Origin of the sequence: Burkholderia sp. PAMC 28687 (genome assembly GCF_001577465.1) — a bacterium.
In the GTDB taxonomy this organism is placed as follows: Bacteria; Pseudomonadota; Gammaproteobacteria; order Burkholderiales; family Burkholderiaceae; genus Caballeronia.
The window spans coordinates 26,907-41,680 of record NZ_CP014507.1; the positions used below are offsets into that span (position 1 = coordinate 26,907).

Annotated in this window: 14 protein-coding genes; 13 read left to right on the plus strand and 1 reads right to left on the minus strand. The window is 61.5% G+C overall.

What is annotated here, in order from left to right; translation table 11 throughout:
* The 11 genes from truA (at nt 1) to AX768_RS23010 (ending at nt 11,506) form a co-directional block, all read left to right on the plus strand.
* Nucleotides 1-822, plus strand: a complete 822-nt coding sequence (truA, locus tag AX768_RS22960; protein ID WP_062002466.1) for a tRNA pseudouridine(38-40) synthase TruA — start codon at nt 1-3, stop codon at nt 820-822.
* Between the two features lies 1 nt (nt 823).
* Nucleotides 824-1,492, plus strand: coding sequence for a phosphoribosylanthranilate isomerase (locus AX768_RS22965; RefSeq protein WP_082779044.1), 669 nt, complete (start codon nt 824-826; stop codon nt 1,490-1,492).
* Nucleotides 1,493-1,540: 48 nt separating this feature from the next.
* The gene (trpB, locus tag AX768_RS22970; protein WP_062002468.1) at nt 1,541-2,734 is read left to right on the plus strand and encodes a tryptophan synthase subunit beta; all 1,194 of its coding nucleotides are present in this window, start codon (nt 1,541-1,543) and stop codon (nt 2,732-2,734) included.
* 11 nt (nt 2,735-2,745) lie between these two features.
* Entirely contained in the window at nt 2,746-3,597 is an 852-nt protein-coding gene (locus tag AX768_RS22975; protein WP_082779045.1) for a DNA-methyltransferase, read from the plus strand.
* 61 nt (nt 3,598-3,658) lie between these two features.
* Nucleotides 3,659-4,462: a tryptophan synthase subunit alpha gene (gene trpA, locus AX768_RS22980; RefSeq protein WP_062002469.1), complete on the plus strand. Its 804-nt coding sequence runs from the start codon at nt 3,659-3,661 to the stop codon at nt 4,460-4,462.
* A gap of 64 nt (nt 4,463-4,526) precedes the next feature.
* Complete coding sequence (accD, locus tag AX768_RS22985) at nt 4,527-5,399, plus strand: acetyl-CoA carboxylase, carboxyltransferase subunit beta (RefSeq protein ID WP_062002470.1); 873 nt, start codon at nt 4,527-4,529, stop codon at nt 5,397-5,399.
* A gap of 150 nt (nt 5,400-5,549) precedes the next feature.
* Entirely contained in the window at nt 5,550-6,872 is a 1,323-nt protein-coding gene (gene folC / locus AX768_RS22990) for a bifunctional tetrahydrofolate synthase/dihydrofolate synthase (protein ID WP_062003601.1), read from the plus strand.
* A 35-nt stretch (nt 6,873-6,907) separates the two neighbouring features.
* Nucleotides 6,908-7,795, plus strand: a complete 888-nt coding sequence (locus AX768_RS22995) for an SPOR domain-containing protein (RefSeq protein WP_062002471.1) — start codon at nt 6,908-6,910, stop codon at nt 7,793-7,795.
* 6 nt (nt 7,796-7,801) lie between these two features.
* Entirely contained in the window at nt 7,802-8,338 is a 537-nt protein-coding gene (locus AX768_RS23000; RefSeq protein ID WP_062002472.1) for a CvpA family protein, read from the plus strand.
* Nucleotides 8,339-8,476: 138 nt separating this feature from the next.
* Complete coding sequence (purF, locus tag AX768_RS23005; RefSeq protein WP_062002473.1) at nt 8,477-10,024, plus strand: amidophosphoribosyltransferase; 1,548 nt, start codon at nt 8,477-8,479, stop codon at nt 10,022-10,024.
* A 288-nt stretch (nt 10,025-10,312) separates the two neighbouring features.
* A complete protein-coding gene (locus tag AX768_RS23010) occupies nt 10,313-11,506 on the plus strand; it encodes an O-succinylhomoserine sulfhydrylase (protein WP_062003602.1) in 1,194 nt (397 codons plus the stop codon).
* Nucleotides 11,507-11,555: 49 nt separating this feature from the next.
* Here the strand turns inward: AX768_RS23010 and AX768_RS23015 are convergent, their stop codons facing one another.
* Entirely contained in the window at nt 11,556-11,897 is a 342-nt protein-coding gene (locus AX768_RS23015) for an FKBP-type peptidyl-prolyl cis-trans isomerase (RefSeq protein WP_056362764.1), read from the minus strand.
* Between the two features lie 256 nt (nt 11,898-12,153).
* On the opposite strand from AX768_RS23015, the gene AX768_RS23020 reads away from it, so the two are divergent.
* Together AX768_RS23020 and AX768_RS23025 are read left to right on the plus strand one after the other, a co-directional pair.
* Nucleotides 12,154-13,284, plus strand: a complete 1,131-nt coding sequence (locus AX768_RS23020; RefSeq protein WP_335340488.1) for a sensor histidine kinase — start codon at nt 12,154-12,156, stop codon at nt 13,282-13,284.
* Nucleotides 13,285-13,344: 60 nt separating this feature from the next.
* Nucleotides 13,345-14,751, plus strand: a complete 1,407-nt coding sequence (locus AX768_RS23025; protein WP_062003604.1) for a hemolysin family protein — start codon at nt 13,345-13,347, stop codon at nt 14,749-14,751.
* Nucleotides 14,752-14,774 lie beyond the last annotated feature (23 nt).

The following is a 14,774-nucleotide window of genomic DNA, read 5'->3' on the forward strand; positions in this document are numbered from 1 at the left end:
ATGGCTTTGAAACGCATTGCACTTGGTATCCAGTACGACGGTTCGGCGTTCAGCGGCTGGCAGACACAATCGGACGTCGAGACCGTGCAGGATGTGCTCGAACGCGCTCTCGGCAAGTTCACGCAAGCGCGCGTGCAAACCGTCGTCGCGGGAAGAACCGACACGGGTGTGCATGCGCTCGGCCAGGTCGTCCATTTCGACACCGAACTCGAACGCACCGACTTCGCCTGGGTTCGCGGCACGAACGCGTTCCTGCCGCAAAGCGTCGCGGTGCAGTGGGCGCGGCCGATGCCCGATGATTTCCACGCGCGTTTCGGCGCCTTCGAGCGCACTTACTACTACGCGCTGTACGTCCACCCCGTGCGCTCGCCGATGATCCCCGGCCGCGCCGGCTGGTGCTACGCGGCGCTCGATGCCAACGCCATGCGCGAAGCGGCGGCGCTGATCATTGGCAAGCATGATTTCACGGCGTTCCGGTCGTCCGAGTGCCAGGCGAAGACGCCGGTGAAATACCTGCGTCAGATCGATATCATCGAACAGGGCGACTTCATCCATTTTCGCTTTCGCGCGAATGCGTTCCTGCATCACATGGTGCGTAACCTGATGGGATGTTTCGTTGCGATCGGCCGCGGCAAACATCCGCCGTCGTGGCTGCGGGAGTTGCTCGAAGCGCGCGATCGCAAGCGCGCCGCGCCGACTTTCATGCCCGACGGCCTGTATCTGGCCGAGGTCGGCTATCCTGAGAACTTCGCGGTACCCGCGCCGCGCCTGGGAAGCTACCCTTGGAGCGCGGTCTGGCAAGGAATTGAACGTGCAAACTAACGTGGGCCATAACGATCTGCATAGAACGCGCATCAAGTTGTGCGGTTTGTCGAAGACGGAAGATGTCGATGTCGCCGTCGATCTCGGCGCGGATGCCGTCGGTTTCGTGTTTTATCCGCCCAGCCCGCGTTCGGTGAGCGTGGGCCACGCGATCGATCTGGCCGAACGCGTGCCCCCGCTGGTATCGGCCGTGGGTTTGTTCGTCAACGCGACGCCGGAATGGGTTCGCGAGGTGACATCGAATGTCAGATTGTCGCTTCTGCAGTTCCACGGCGACGAAACGCCTGCGCAATGCGCCGCGCTCGCTGAAGTTGCCGGTTTGCCGTGGTGGCGCGCCGTTCGGGTAGGGCCCGATGCCACCGCGCATGATTTGGTAGAATCATCTCTTAATTATCTGGCAGCCAACGGTTTGCTCCTCGACGCTTATGTCGATGGCTACGGTGGCGGTGGAAAGGTATTCGATTGGTCACTTATCCCAACAGATCTCGGGCATCGGGCCGTTTTGAGTGGTGGGTTGAACGCGCAAAACGTCCATGACGCCATCCGGCTCGTCCGGCCCTACGCGGTCGATGTCTCCAGTGGCATCGAAGTAGCGGGGGTCAAGGGCGTGAAAGACCACGCCCGAATGGCGGCGTTCGTTCGCGCGGTGCGCGAAGCGGATGCCGGATGATCAACGTGGGCAAGCGCAATGCTGCCACGTACCGAGAGAGTGACACACATGTACAACTTACCTGACAATCGCGGCCATTTCGGCCCTTATGGCGGCACGTTCGTCTCCGAAACGCTTGTTCACGCGCTCGACGAACTCCGCGACGCTTACGAAGAATGCAGCAAGGATCCGGCTTTTATCGCCGAGTATGAGTACGAACTGAAGCATTACGTCGGCCGGCCTTCGCCGATCTATCACGCCAAACGCTGGAGCGAGATGCTCGGCGGCGCGCAGATCTATCTCAAGCGCGAAGACCTGAACCATACCGGCGCGCACAAGGTTAATAACGTCATCGGACAGGCGCTGCTCGCGCGCAAGATGGGCAAGCCGCGCGTGATCGCGGAAACGGGCGCAGGACAGCACGGCGTGGCGACTGCGACCATTGCGGCGCGTTTCGGCATGGAATGCGTGGTCTACATGGGCTCGGAAGACGTGCGGCGTCAGGCGGCGAATGTTTACCGCATGAAGCTGCTCGGCGCGACGGTCGTGCCGGTCGAATCAGGTTCGAAGACGCTGAAGGATGCGTTGAACGAAGCCATGCGCGACTGGGTCACGAACGTCGAGAACACGTTTTACATCATCGGAACGGTGGCGGGTCCGCATCCTTATCCCATGATGGTTCGCGACTTCCAGCGTGTCATAGGCGACGAATGCAAGGTGCAGATGCCCGAGATGACCGGCCGCCAGCCCGACGCGGTGATCGCGTGTGTAGGCGGCGGTTCGAACGCGATGGGGATCTTTTATCCGTATATCGATAACAAGGACGTGCGGCTGATTGGCGTCGAAGCCGCCGGCGACGGCATGGATACGGGCCGTCACGCCGCGTCGCTGATGGGCGGAAGCCCGGGCGTGCTTCACGGCAACCGCACATATCTTCTGCAAGACGATAACGGCCAGATCATCGAGACGCATTCGGTGTCGGCGGGGCTGGATTATCCCGGCGTCGGCCCGGAACACGCATGGTTGAAGGATGCCGGGCGTGCCGAATATGTGGGCATCACTGACGAAGAAGCGCTGAAGGGTTTTCACGATTGCTGCCGGATCGAAGGGATCATTCCCGCGCTCGAGTCGAGCCACGCGCTCGCATACGCCGCGAAGCTCGCGCCCACGCTGCCGAAAGACAAGCTGTTGCTCGTCAATCTGTCTGGTCGCGGCGACAAGGACATGCATACGGTCGCCGAGCGCACCGGCATCACGTTCTGAGCCCACAACCCATGCGCGATGAAATCGTCAATGCAGGAACGGACCTCGCCGAGCGCGGAATCCGCTTGCATCACCGCGATTTCCTGGCCGATGCAGCGAATCTGCCGGATGGCTCTATCGACTTGATCGTGGCCGATCCGCCGTACGGTCTGGGAAAGGACTACGGCAACGACTCGGACATGCGTTCGGGCGAAGCCTTCCTCGACTGGACTTACGGCTGGCTCGAGCTTGCAATCCCGAAGCTCAAGCCAAGCGGTTCGCTTTATATTTTTTGCACATGGCAATATGCGCCCGAGATCTTCGTGTTCCTCAAGCGCCGCCTCACAATGGTCAACGAGATCGTGTGGGACCGGCGCGTACCGAGCATGGGCGGAACGGTGCGCAGATTTACGTCGGTGCATGACAACATCGGTTATTTCGCGGTATCGAAGGATTACTTCTTCGATCTCGATCCCATCCGCATTCCTTATGATGCAGTGACCAAGAAGGCGCGTTCGCGCAAGTTGTTCGAAGGCAGCAAGTGGCTGGAGCTGGGATACAACCCGAAGGACGTCTGGTCCGTTTCGCGGTTGCACCGGCAGCACGCTGAGCGAGTCGATCATCCGACGCAGAAACCGCTGGAGATCATCGAACGGATGGTTCTCGCAAGCTGTCCGCGCGGCGGCCGCGTGCTGGATCCGTTCATGGGCAGCGGCACCACCGCCGTTGCGTGTGCGCGGCATGGGCGCGAGTTTGTCGGGTATGAAATCAACGCCGACTATCACGCAATTGCCCAAGCGCGAGTTGCGCAGACGCCGCCAGCGGTCGTGCCGGTTGAGGAGCCGGTAGCTGTCGTTGAAAATGCTTCTATCGATCAAGCGTGAACTTCGCCAAAGTCGCTGCTAAAAAACGCCAAACGCGCCGATAAGCGCAGAAGAGATAATCATGTCCCGTATCATGAGCACATTTGCGGCACTCGCCGAGCAGGGCAAAAAAGGCCTGATCCCGTTCATCACGGCCGGCGATCCGAATCCCGAGCAGACCGTCGAATTCATGCACGCGCTCGCCAAGGGCGGCGCGGACGTCATCGAACTGGGCGTGCCGTTTTCCGATCCCATGGCCGACGGTCCCGTGATCCAGCGTTCTTCGGAACGTGCGTTGGCGCGTGGCATGTCGCTCAAGCACGTTCTCGCCGATGTAAAACGCTTCCGCGAGACCAACGCCAAAACGCCGGTCGTCCTGATGGGCTATGCCAATCCGATCGAGCGCATGGGCACCGAAGCCTTCGCCAAGGCGGCGCAGGATGCTGGTGTGGATGGTGTGCTGGTCGTGGATTACCCGCCGGAAGAATCGGTGGAATTCAGCCAGGCGATGCTCGCTGCCGGCATCGATCCGATCTTCCTGCTGGCGCCTACATCGACCGATGAACGCATCGCCGCCGTGGGCAAAGTCGCCAGCGGCTATGTGTATTACGTGTCGCTAAAAGGCGTGACCGGTGCGGCAAATCTGGACGTGGCGAGTATCGCGAGTAAAATCCCGGCCATCAAGGCGCATGTGGCGTTGCCGGTGGGTGTTGGCTTTGGCATTCGCGATGCCGCTTCAGCCCGGCTGGTGGCCGATGTATCGGATGCGGTCGTGATCGGCAGCCGTCTCGTGCAATTGCTCGAAGAAGCATCGCCAGACACGGCGGCTGAGAAGCTGACGAGTTTTATCGCTGAAATCCGTGCGGCGCTCGATTCTGCAAAATAACCCGTGATCGCGGCCAAAAAGATTCAAACAGGCCGCGTAATACGCGAAACATGAAGGAAAAACGATGAGCTGGCTCGACAAACTGTTACCGCCGAAGATCAAGCAAACCGATCCGAAAAGCCGCAAGGGCATTCCGGAAGGACTGTGGATCAAGTGCCCGTCGTGCGAAGCGGTGCTGTACCGCAATGACGTCGAGGCAAACCTGCACGTTTGCCCGAAGTGCAGTCACCACATGAGAATCGGCGCGCGTGAACGGCTCGACGGCCTGCTCGATCCGGAAGGCCGCTATGAAATCGGCCAGGAAATCCTGCCGGTCGACGCGCTGAAGTTCAAGGACAGCCGCAAGTACCCGGACCGCCTGAAAGAGGCGATGGAAGATACGGACGAAACCGACGCCATGGTCGTCATGGGCGGTGCGATCCATACCATTCCGGTCGTGACCGCGTGCTTCGAATTCTCGTTCATGGGCGGGTCGATGGGTTCGGTTGTCGGCGAGCGTTTTGCCCGCGGCGCCCGCAACGCGCTTGAACAGCGCACGCCGTTCATCTGCTTCACCGCATCGGGCGGCGCGCGGATGCAAGAAAGCTTGCTTTCGCTGATGCAGATGGCGAAAACCACGGCCATGCTGACCAAGCTCGCCGAAGCCAAGCTGCCGTTCATCTCCGTTCTCACCGACCCGACGATGGGCGGGGTGTCCGCCAGCTTCGCGTTTCTCGGCGACGTGGTGATTGCAGAACCGAAGGCGCTGATCGGCTTTGCCGGACCGCGCGTGATCGAGCAAACCGTGCGTGAGAAGCTGCCGGAAGGCTTCCAGCGTTCAGAGTTCCTGATCCAGAAGGGCGCCATCGACATGATCGTCGACCGCCGGAAAATGCGCGAGGAGATCGCGCGCCTGATCGCATTGCTGACGCTGCAACCGGCTGATTCGGTCGCCTGAAGCATAGGCAGCAGCGCATTGTTTAATGCGCCTTCCAGGCAGCAATGGCGCGGAAGGTGTCAAATGATGACGGCCCAGGCGCCGCGCGCGAACCCGCCCCGGGTCGCGCGCGGCGTTTTCGTTTTGGCGTTTCCCCTCAAGCACTTTCTCATGACGACTTCTTCGGTTACTTTTCCTTCGCTCGACGCATGGCTTACGCATCTGGAATCGGCGCATCCGGTCGGTATCGATATGGGTCTCGCGCGCATCAGCCAGGTTCGCGATGCGCTCGGGCTCGATTTCTCGTGTCCGGTGATTACCGTGGGCGGGACGAACGGCAAGGGCTCGACGTGCGCGATCATCGAGACCATCTTGTTGCGCGCGGGATATCGCGTGGGGTGTCATACATCGCCGCATCTGCTCGCGTTCAACGAGCGCGCGCGGCTCAATGGCGTCGATGCGACGGATGCGGAGCTGCTCGAACACTTCGAAGCCGTCGAGAAGGCGCGAACAAGTTTTGCCGAGCCGGTCTCGCTGACGTATTTCGAATTCACGACGCTTGCCATCATGCGGCTGTTTGCATCGCGCGAACTGGATGCCGTGATCCTCGAAGTGGGGCTCGGCGGGCGGCTGGACGCGGTCAATATTGTCGATCCGGATTGTGCGATCGTGACGAGTATCGACATTGACCATACGGAATATCTCGGCGATACACGCGAAAAAATCGGCTTCGAGAAAGCCGGGATTTTCCGTCCGGATACGCCTGCGATCTGCGGCGATCCGTCACCGCCGCAGTCGCTGATCGACCACGCGAAGGCCATCGGCGCGGACCTGTGGCTGGTGGGCCGCGATTTCCGCTATGAAGCGCAGGGCGGGAACGAGCGTCAGCAGTGGAGTTACATCGGCCGGACGCAGCGGCGCTCCGCGCTGGCTTACCCCGCATTGCGGGGCGCCAACCAACTGATCAATACGTCGGCGGCGCTCGCGGCGCTTGAGTCATTGCGCGACCGGATCCCGGTTTCCGCACAGGATATCCGCCTGGGACTGGCGAACGTGGAGTTGCCGGGACGCTTCCAGGTCGTGCCGGGCAAGCCGCAAGTGATCCTCGATGTCGCTCATAACCCGCACGCAGCGGCCGTTCTGGCGCAAAATCTCGGCAACATGGGCTTCTTCCCGTACACGTACGCCGTGTTCGGCGCCATGTCCGATAAAGACATCCCGGGCGTGGTGGAGCACCTGAAAGGCGAGATCGATCACTGGAACGTGACGGCGCTCCCGCTGCCACGCGCAGCCTCGGGCGCGGCGCTCGAAAGCGTTTTACGCGATGCCGGCGTCAACGACACTGCCGACAGCAGCGTTACACAATTCAATAATCCGGCCGACGCTTATCAAGATGCGTTAAAGCGGGCGTCCGAAAATGATAGAATTTTGGTTTTCGGCAGTTTCCATACGGTCGCCGGTGTAATGGCGTACCGTAAATCGCAGCGTCATTGAACGGACGGCCGGCCAGCCTCTCGCACAAGCCAACCATGTCCTTTTTTTCGTTCGGCAAGAAAGACGACGCGCCTTCGGGTCGCGATGATTATTCCGACTCCTCGCGCGGCTCGCGTCAGACCGTCCGCACGGAACGCCGGACGCGCCGCAGCGACCGCCCTGAAGCCGATGCAATGATGCTCGACCCTACGCTGCCCGAAAAGCAGCGTGCGCGCCGCCGTCTGGTAGGTGCGCTTGCGCTGGTCGCGGCCGCCGTGATCGTCCTGCCCATGGTGCTGGACTCGCATCCGAAGCCTGTCACCGACGACATTTCCATCGACATTCCCACGCGCCCCGCGGCGCCGTTGCCAAAGACCACGCATAGCGATACTGCGGCGGGTCCGGCAACTGATTCTCCAACCGATACCCAGGCGGGCGTTGCGCCGGATAGTCCGGTCGGCGACGCGGGCAACGCGACGACTGCTGCCGCGCCGGTGACGAAGCCGGAATCGAAGCCAGAATCGAAGCCCGCTGCGAAGCCTGCCGAAACGCAGGCACAGGCGAAAGCCGCTGTGCCCGCCGCTCCTGCGCAGAAGCCCGTAACCGCACCAGTAACGCCACCCGTACAAGCTGCAAAGCCGCCCGCCGACGCACCGGCGGCGGCTGCCGCTGCTCAGAAGAACACCCCGGCATCGCCGGCCGGCAGCCGTTTCGTGATCCAGATCGGTACTTTTGACGAAGACGCCGTCGCACAAAGTTGGGTGGCCAAGTTGAAGGCGGCGGGAGTGCCCGCATATGTTGAGCGTCGGAAGGAAGCTGACGGCACGACGCGCGCATTGTTGCGTGCGGGACCGTTTGCCGACCGGGCGGCTGCATCGGCGGCGCTCGGCAAGGTGCGTCAGGCTGGTTTGGGCGGCGGCGGCAACAGCGCATCGGCGAACTAGCATTTGATGTTCACCAGTTTCGACTACGCGGTGATGGCCGTGATCGGCCTCTCCGCGCTGCGCGGAATGTGGCGTGGCTTGCTGGCCGAAGTGTTCGGCCTGATCGGCTGGATTGCGGCCTTGCTGGTCGCGGGCCGATTTGTCGGACTTGTCGTGCCGTATATCCCCGCGAACTGGCCGGGCGGCGCGCTGACACAATGGCTGATCGCGTTCCTGCTGATCGTGGCGGCCGTGCTGGTGGTATCGAGCGTGGCTGGCGCGTTGCTCTCGCGTGTGACCGAAGTGGTCGGGCTGCGCGGTATCGACAGGTCGCTTGGACTTTTGTTTGGCCTCGTGCGAGGCGCAATTCTGGTAGTGATCCTGGTCGCCCTGGCGGGCTTGACCGAACTGCCGCAACACGATTTCTGGCGTAACGCGTTGTTCCGGCCCGCGGTCGAACAAGGCGTGCGAGAACTGAAACCGCTGCTCCCCGATACGCTCGCCGCGTATGTGCGCACCCCGCCGGACGGCTCGCAAGAACCTTCGGCGCCTCCTGCGCAATAACGACCAAGGCGTGCTACACGGGATTTGCGTGAAGGCTCGGCGCAACATCCACATAGTCCAGATGCCTTGCAGGTGTTTTGGGACCGTTGCACCGATATGCCCTTTCGACCCGTTTCGACTCTTTGAAGGACCAATGCCATGTGCGGCATCGTAGGCGTAGTTTCCCAGACTCCCGTCAACCAGTTGATCTATGACAGCCTGCTGCTCCTGCAGCACCGCGGTCAGGACGCAGCCGGCATCGCGACGGCGGACGGCAACAACTTCCACATGCATAAGGCCAACGGCATGGTGCGCGACGTGTTCCGCACGCGCAACATGCGCAGCCTGCCGGGCAATGTCGGCATTGGCCAGGTACGTTACCCGACGGCCGGGTCGGCATCGAGTGAAGAAGAAGCCCAGCCGTTCTACGTGAACGCGCCGTTCGGCATCATCCTCGCCCACAACGGCAACCTGACCAACTGGCCGCAACTGAAGGAAGAGATGTTCCGGATCGATCGCCGGCACATCAACACTGCGTCCGACACGGAAGTCCTGCTCAACGTCTTCGCCCACGAACTGCAGTTGTCGAGCTCCGGCCTGCAACTCGATCCGGCTGCGTTGTTCAAGGCGGTGAGCGGCGTCCACAGGCGAGTGAAGGGTTCGTACGCGATCGTTTCGCTGATCGCCGGCTACGGGCTGGTCGCTTTCCGCGATCCGTTCGGCATTCGTCCGCTGGTCCTCGGCAAGCAGGAAACGGCGACGGGCGTGGAATGGATGGTCGCGTCTGAATCGGTGGCGGTTGAGGGTATCGGCTTCGAATTCGTGCGTGACGTGGAACCGGGCGAAGCGATCTTCATCGATAACGACGGCAACCTGCACAGCCAGCAATGCGCCGAAAACCCCAGCCTCAACCCCTGCATCTTCGAACTCGTGTATCTCGCGCGTCCGGATTCGTGCCTCGACGGCGTGCCGGTCTACAACGCGCGCCTGCGCATGGGCGATTACCTCGCCGAGAAGATCAAGCGCGTGCTGCCGGACGTGGCTATCGACGTGGTGATGCCGATTCCGGATTCGTCGCGTCCCGCCGCCATGCAAGTGGCCGCGAAGCTGGGTGTGGAGTATCGCGAGGGTTTCTTCAAGAATCGCTATGTTGGCCGCACATTCATCATGCCGGGCCAGGCCGTGCGCAAGAAGTCGGTGCGCCAGAAACTCAACGCCATGGCGATCGAGTTCAAGGGCAAGAACGTGTTGATCGTGGATGATTCCATCGTTCGTGGAACCACATCGCACGAAATCGTACAGATGGCGCGCGATGCCGGCGCCGCGAAAGTGATTTTCGCGTCCGCTGCGCCGCCGGTGAAGTTTCCGAACGTGTATGGCATCGACATGCCCACGCGCGGTGAACTCGTTGCGCATGGCCGTTCGGACGACGAAGTCGCGCGCATGATCGGCGCGGATCATCTGGTGTATCAGGACGTCGCGGATCTGAAGCAGGCCATTCGCGACATCAACCCGGCGCTGAAGGAATTCGATGCATCGTGTTTCGATGGCAACTACATCACCGGCGATATCAACGAAGCCTATCTCGACCGTCTGGAAACGGCGCGTCTTGCGCCGTCCGCACAGTCGGATCGCGACGCCGCAAGTGAAGCAATGGAAGGCGGTGTATCGCGTTCGCAGTTGCACTTGCAGTTGTCGGTGGAATGACGCGGTTGGCTGCAGCGCGCGAAAACGCGTGATAGGATTGGGTTTGCGTCGATTTGAGATCAGCTTGCGGACGCGGGTTTCGATGGCTTCATCAATCGGAACCCGAAACAGCTAAAGCGAACCGGTGGAGAGTCCGACGAACATCGACTCCCTTCCCGGCGACGCTACAGGCTTTTTCGCACCGAGCCCGCTCATGCTGACGCAGAAGCGGGCTTTTTTGCGTCCCGGTTTTTGAATGCCGCCGGGCCACCACGAATGGAAGAGATGGAAAGAATGGACGATACGAACATGGACGACAACCTCAACTTCGACACGCTCGCCGTGCGCGCGGGAACCCTTCGCAGCGACTTCAACGAGCATTCGGAAGCGATTTTCCTGACATCGAGCTTCGTGTTCGAAAGCGCCGCGCACGCCGCGGAAAGCTTCAAGAACGCCGAAGAGGCTTACACGTACTCGCGCTTCACGAACCCGACCGTTGCGATGTTTCAAAAGCGCCTGGCCGCGCTCGAAGGCGGCGAGGCATGCATGGCGACGGCGTCGGGGATGGCCGCGATCATGTCGGTGGTGATGTGCTCCATGCAGCAGGGCGACCATCTGGTCAGCTCGAAGAGCCTGTTTGGATCGACGGTCGGCATGTTCTCGCAGATCTTCACCAAGTTCGGCATTACGACCACGTTCGTCGATCCGACCAATCTCGACGAATGGCGCGCCGCCGTGCGTCCCGAAACGAAGATGTTCTTCCTCGAGACGCCGTCGAATCCGCTGACCGAGATCGCCGACATTGAAGCGATCGGGAAGATATCGAAGGAAGTGGGCGCGCTGTTCGTCGTCGATAACTGTTTTTGCAGCCCGGCGTTGCAGCAACCCTTGAAACTCGGCGCGGACGTCGTGATGCATTCGGCCACCAAGTTCCTCGACGGGCAGGGCCGAGTGCTCGGCGGCGCGCTCGTCGGATCGAAGCAGTTCATCATGGAAAAGGTCTTCCCGTTCGTGCGCAGCGCCGGTCCGACCTTGTCCGCGTTCAACGCGTGGGTATTGCTCAAGGGCATGGAAACGCTCTCGCTGCGGGTGGAGAAACAGTCGTCGAATGCGCTGGAGATCGCGCGCTGGCTGGAAACGCATCCGGCTATCGAGCGCGTGTTTTATCCGGGGCTCGAGTCGCATCCGCAGTACGCGATTGCGAAAAAACAGCAGAAGGCGGGCGGGGCGATCGTGTCGTTCGAGCTTAAGGGCGCGACGCGGGAAGAGCAGCGGGCGAACGCGTGGCGCGTGATCGATTCTACGAAGATCTGCTCGATCACCGGTAATCTCGGCGATACACGCACGACGATCACGCATCCATCCACGACCACGCATGGTCGCTTGACGCCGGAAGTTCGTGAGGCCGCAGGGATTCGGGAGGGGTTGATCCGGCTTGCGGTGGGACTGGAAAACGCCGGCGATATCCGTGGGGATCTGGAACGCGGTTTGAACGGCCAGTAATTCGACAGCGGGGTCGGGATTCGATCCCGGACCCCGCTGTTGCAAAAAATCAAACGTCCAGCAATTCCACATCGAAGACCAGCGTGGCATTCGGCGGAATCACGCCGCCCGCGCCGCGCACGCCGTAGCCGAGTTGCGGCGGAATCGTCAGCTTGCGCTTGCCGCCGACCTTCATGCCCTGTACGCCTTCATCCCAACCCTTGATGACCATGCCGCCGCCCAGCACGAACGCGAACGGATCGTTGCGGTCATGGCTCGAGTCGAACTTCTGGCCGTCGGTCAGCCAGCCCGTGTAATGCACGCTGACCGTCTTCCCGGCGACGGCATCCGCACCTTCACCCACGACCAGGTCTTCATACTTGAGGCCCGAGTCTGTCGTCACAATCGCCATGTTTCTCTCCTTGTGTACGCCGGCTTCATCGCCGGCTGAAATCGAAACCGGTATTGTAGGGCTTTCGGGCGCATCGTCACATCCGGCGAAGCGTGCACGGCGTTTGCTGCACACTCTGGCCGTTATCCTGTAATTAATCGCGTGAGGCTGACTTGCCCCGGATCGAGAGGCCTTAGGCACTCCCCTATAATGGCCAGTCATCTCGATAAAACCGGGCAAGGTCCTCGCATTTATCAACGCTCAAGGATTTCCAATCGTGACAACGTCTTTCTCAGGCACGGTCGAAACGGGGCGCGCTCCCCGTCCTGAAGCGCCGGTCGCGGGCACGGATGGCGTGCTCGTCCTGAATGCCGCGCAGCGCTGCCTCTCAGCCGACACCGTTCTCACGCATCTGTTCGACCTCGACCCCCGCGCGTTCGAGGGCCAGGCGCTTGCCGATACCCCTTTGCCAAAGCCGCTCATCGCGGTGCTTGCCGAAGCCGCCGATGCCGCGCTCGCCGCAGGCAGCGTCCGGCGTGCGCGGGTATCGATTGACGAGGGCGGCACGCGCGCTTTCAGCATCCTCGCGCTGCCCGGCAAGGACAGCGTGACGCTGATCGTGTCGCCGTGCAGCCTGGACACGGCCGCGCAGACGCAGCAGAAGCAGACGGATGAACGCACCGCCCACTTGCGCGCCGAAGCGGCGCTGTTCATGCGCGATCACGTGCTGGGTGTGGTATCGCACGACTTGCGCGGACCACTGAACGCCATCCATAGCTGGGGTTACGTGCTCGAGCGCAAGGTCGATACCGCCGATGCCTCCGCCCAGCGCGCCCTGGGTGGTATCCGCTCGGGTGTCGAGCAGCAGGTGAAGCTGATCGAGCAATCCATCGATACAACCCGCGCCGAGACCAAGACACTCGCGCTGAACCGCGTTCCGCTCGCGCTGCGTCCGTTGCTGGAGCACGCGGCGGCCGAAGCGCGAGCGAGCCTCGCGACGGCCCGCGAAGTGTCGCTGCAGGTGAAATCGGCGCTGGCGGAAGAGCAGATCATCGGCGATAACGAACGGCTGACGCAGGCGCTGTGGCTCATGCTCGCGTTCGCCACGGAGGGCAGCGTGGCGGGATCGACAGTGATTACGGAGGCGCGCGTGGAAGACGGCGCGTTCGTCGCTGTTGTCAGTTTTACGGCATCGGTGAAAGCGCTTACCGATCCCGAACTGCCGCACGCGCTCGAAGCATTCGCACGCAAGCAAGCGACCTTGCCTCGCGAAGCGGCGCGCATTGCATGGGGACTGGCGCTCTGCAAGCGCGTAGCCGAAGCGCATGGCGGCACGTTTGAACACGACGACGTAACCGATGGCGCCAACGTCACGCTCAAACTGCGCGTTTTGTTGAGCGGCACCTGATTTAACTTTCGAGCAGCTTGCGCCTCTATACTGGCGTTTTATCTTGTGGAGCAAGTTGCTTTGAATCAGGTTGTTGCGCTAATTGGTGCCTTGTTGCTCGTCGCGCTGAACGGGTTTTTCGTCGCGGCCGAGTTCGGGCTGGTCAAGCTGCGCGCCACGCGCGTCCAGGCCATCGCACGGTCGAACGGCTTGCCCGGACGCCTGCTTGCGAAGGTTCACGGCAAGCTGGACGCGTATTTGTCGGCGTGTCAGCTTGGCATCACGCTGGCGTCGCTCGGCCTCGGCTGGCTCGGCGAGCCGGCTTTCGCCGCGTTACTGCATCCGCTTTTCGCGCTGGCGGGCATCGAATCAGCGAAGCTGATAGATGCAGTCTCCCTGTTCTTCGCTTTCTCCTGCATTTCCTTTCTGCACATCGTGGTCGGCGAACTTGCGCCGAAATCGTGGGCGATCCGGCGTGCCGAACAGGTCGGTTTGTGGGTGGCCATGCCGCTCTACGGCTTCTACTGGGCAATGTACCCGTTCATCTGGGTGCTCAATTCGAGCGCGAACTTCGTGCTACGCCTGTTTGGATTGAGCGGCGAACATGGCGGCGACGCCCACTATTCCACTGACGAACTCAAGCTGATCCTGCGCGGGCGGCGATTGAGCGGGGCATCGACTACGCCAGATACACTGGGGATTTCAAGTTCGCACGCGGATTCCAGCTACAACGCCGACGAATGGAACACCATCGCGCATTCGCTGGATTTCAGCCGCATGACGGTGTCCGACCTGATGCGTCCAAGCCACGAGATGGTCGGCCTGCGCAACGACCTGCCGATGCGCGACAACATGCAGGTGATCGCGCGCCATCGTTTCAGCCGCTATCCGCTTTTTGCCGATGCGACCAGCGAACGTGTGCTCGGCATGATCCACTTGAAAGACCTGCTGCTCGCACGCGATGGCGCCGGGCGTGGCCTTCTCCATGGCCTGACGCGACAGGACACGAAGCAGGATTCCCTCGAGCGGCACGTACGCCCGGTTCAATACGTGGCCGGGAATCTGTCAGCGCTCGAATTGTTCCGGCGCTTCCGCAAGGGCGCGCCGCACTTTGCGCTCGTCGGCCGCAAGGGCGCAAAGCCGATAGGTTTCCTCACGCTCGACAACCTGCTGGGCGCGCTCGTCGGCCAGATCCACGACGAGTTTCGTCAAGGCGATGCCGACTGGTCCCGCATGGACGACGGCACGCTGATGGGCAAGGGCAGCTTGCCGGTGGTGTCACTGGAGCGGGCGTTGGGGATCGATATCGACGAGGGGCAGTCCGAGTCTGTTGGCGGACTCGTGATCAATGCGCTGGGCGATCTTCCAAGCGAAGGCCAGCGTGTGGGCTTCGATCGTTTTGATATCGTGGTGAAGAAGATGAACGGACCGCGCATCGTGCTCGTTCGCGTTTATCCGCATGAAGAGGTCGCGGAGGAAGCGGATTGATTCTTCCGCTTACTCTACGTTGG

What these genes read in the sequence shown, in the direction of transcription:
- AX768_RS23010 (WP_062003602.1), top strand. Translation starts at nt 10,313, where the DNA reads ATGGACGACAACCTCAACTTCGACACGCTCGCCGTGCGCGCGGGAACC.
- truA (WP_062002466.1), top strand. Translation starts at nt 1, where the DNA reads ATGGCTTTGAAACGCATTGCACTTGGTATCCAGTACGACGGTTCGGCG.
- AX768_RS22995 (WP_062002471.1), top strand. Translation starts at nt 6,908, where the DNA reads ATGTCCTTTTTTTCGTTCGGCAAGAAAGACGACGCGCCTTCGGGTCGC.
- AX768_RS23015 (WP_056362764.1), bottom strand. Translation starts at nt 11,897, where the DNA reads ATGGCGATTGTGACGACAGACTCGGGCCTCAAGTATGAAGACCTGGTC.
- trpA (WP_062002469.1), top strand. Translation starts at nt 3,659, where the DNA reads ATGTCCCGTATCATGAGCACATTTGCGGCACTCGCCGAGCAGGGCAAA.
- folC (WP_062003601.1), top strand. Translation starts at nt 5,550, where the DNA reads ATGACGACTTCTTCGGTTACTTTTCCTTCGCTCGACGCATGGCTTACG.
- trpB (WP_062002468.1), top strand. Translation starts at nt 1,541, where the DNA reads ATGTACAACTTACCTGACAATCGCGGCCATTTCGGCCCTTATGGCGGC.
- accD (WP_062002470.1), top strand. Translation starts at nt 4,527, where the DNA reads ATGAGCTGGCTCGACAAACTGTTACCGCCGAAGATCAAGCAAACCGAT.
- AX768_RS22975 (WP_082779045.1), top strand. Translation starts at nt 2,746, where the DNA reads ATGCGCGATGAAATCGTCAATGCAGGAACGGACCTCGCCGAGCGCGGA.
- purF (WP_062002473.1), top strand. Translation starts at nt 8,477, where the DNA reads ATGTGCGGCATCGTAGGCGTAGTTTCCCAGACTCCCGTCAACCAGTTG.
- AX768_RS23000 (WP_062002472.1), top strand. Translation starts at nt 7,802, where the DNA reads ATGTTCACCAGTTTCGACTACGCGGTGATGGCCGTGATCGGCCTCTCC.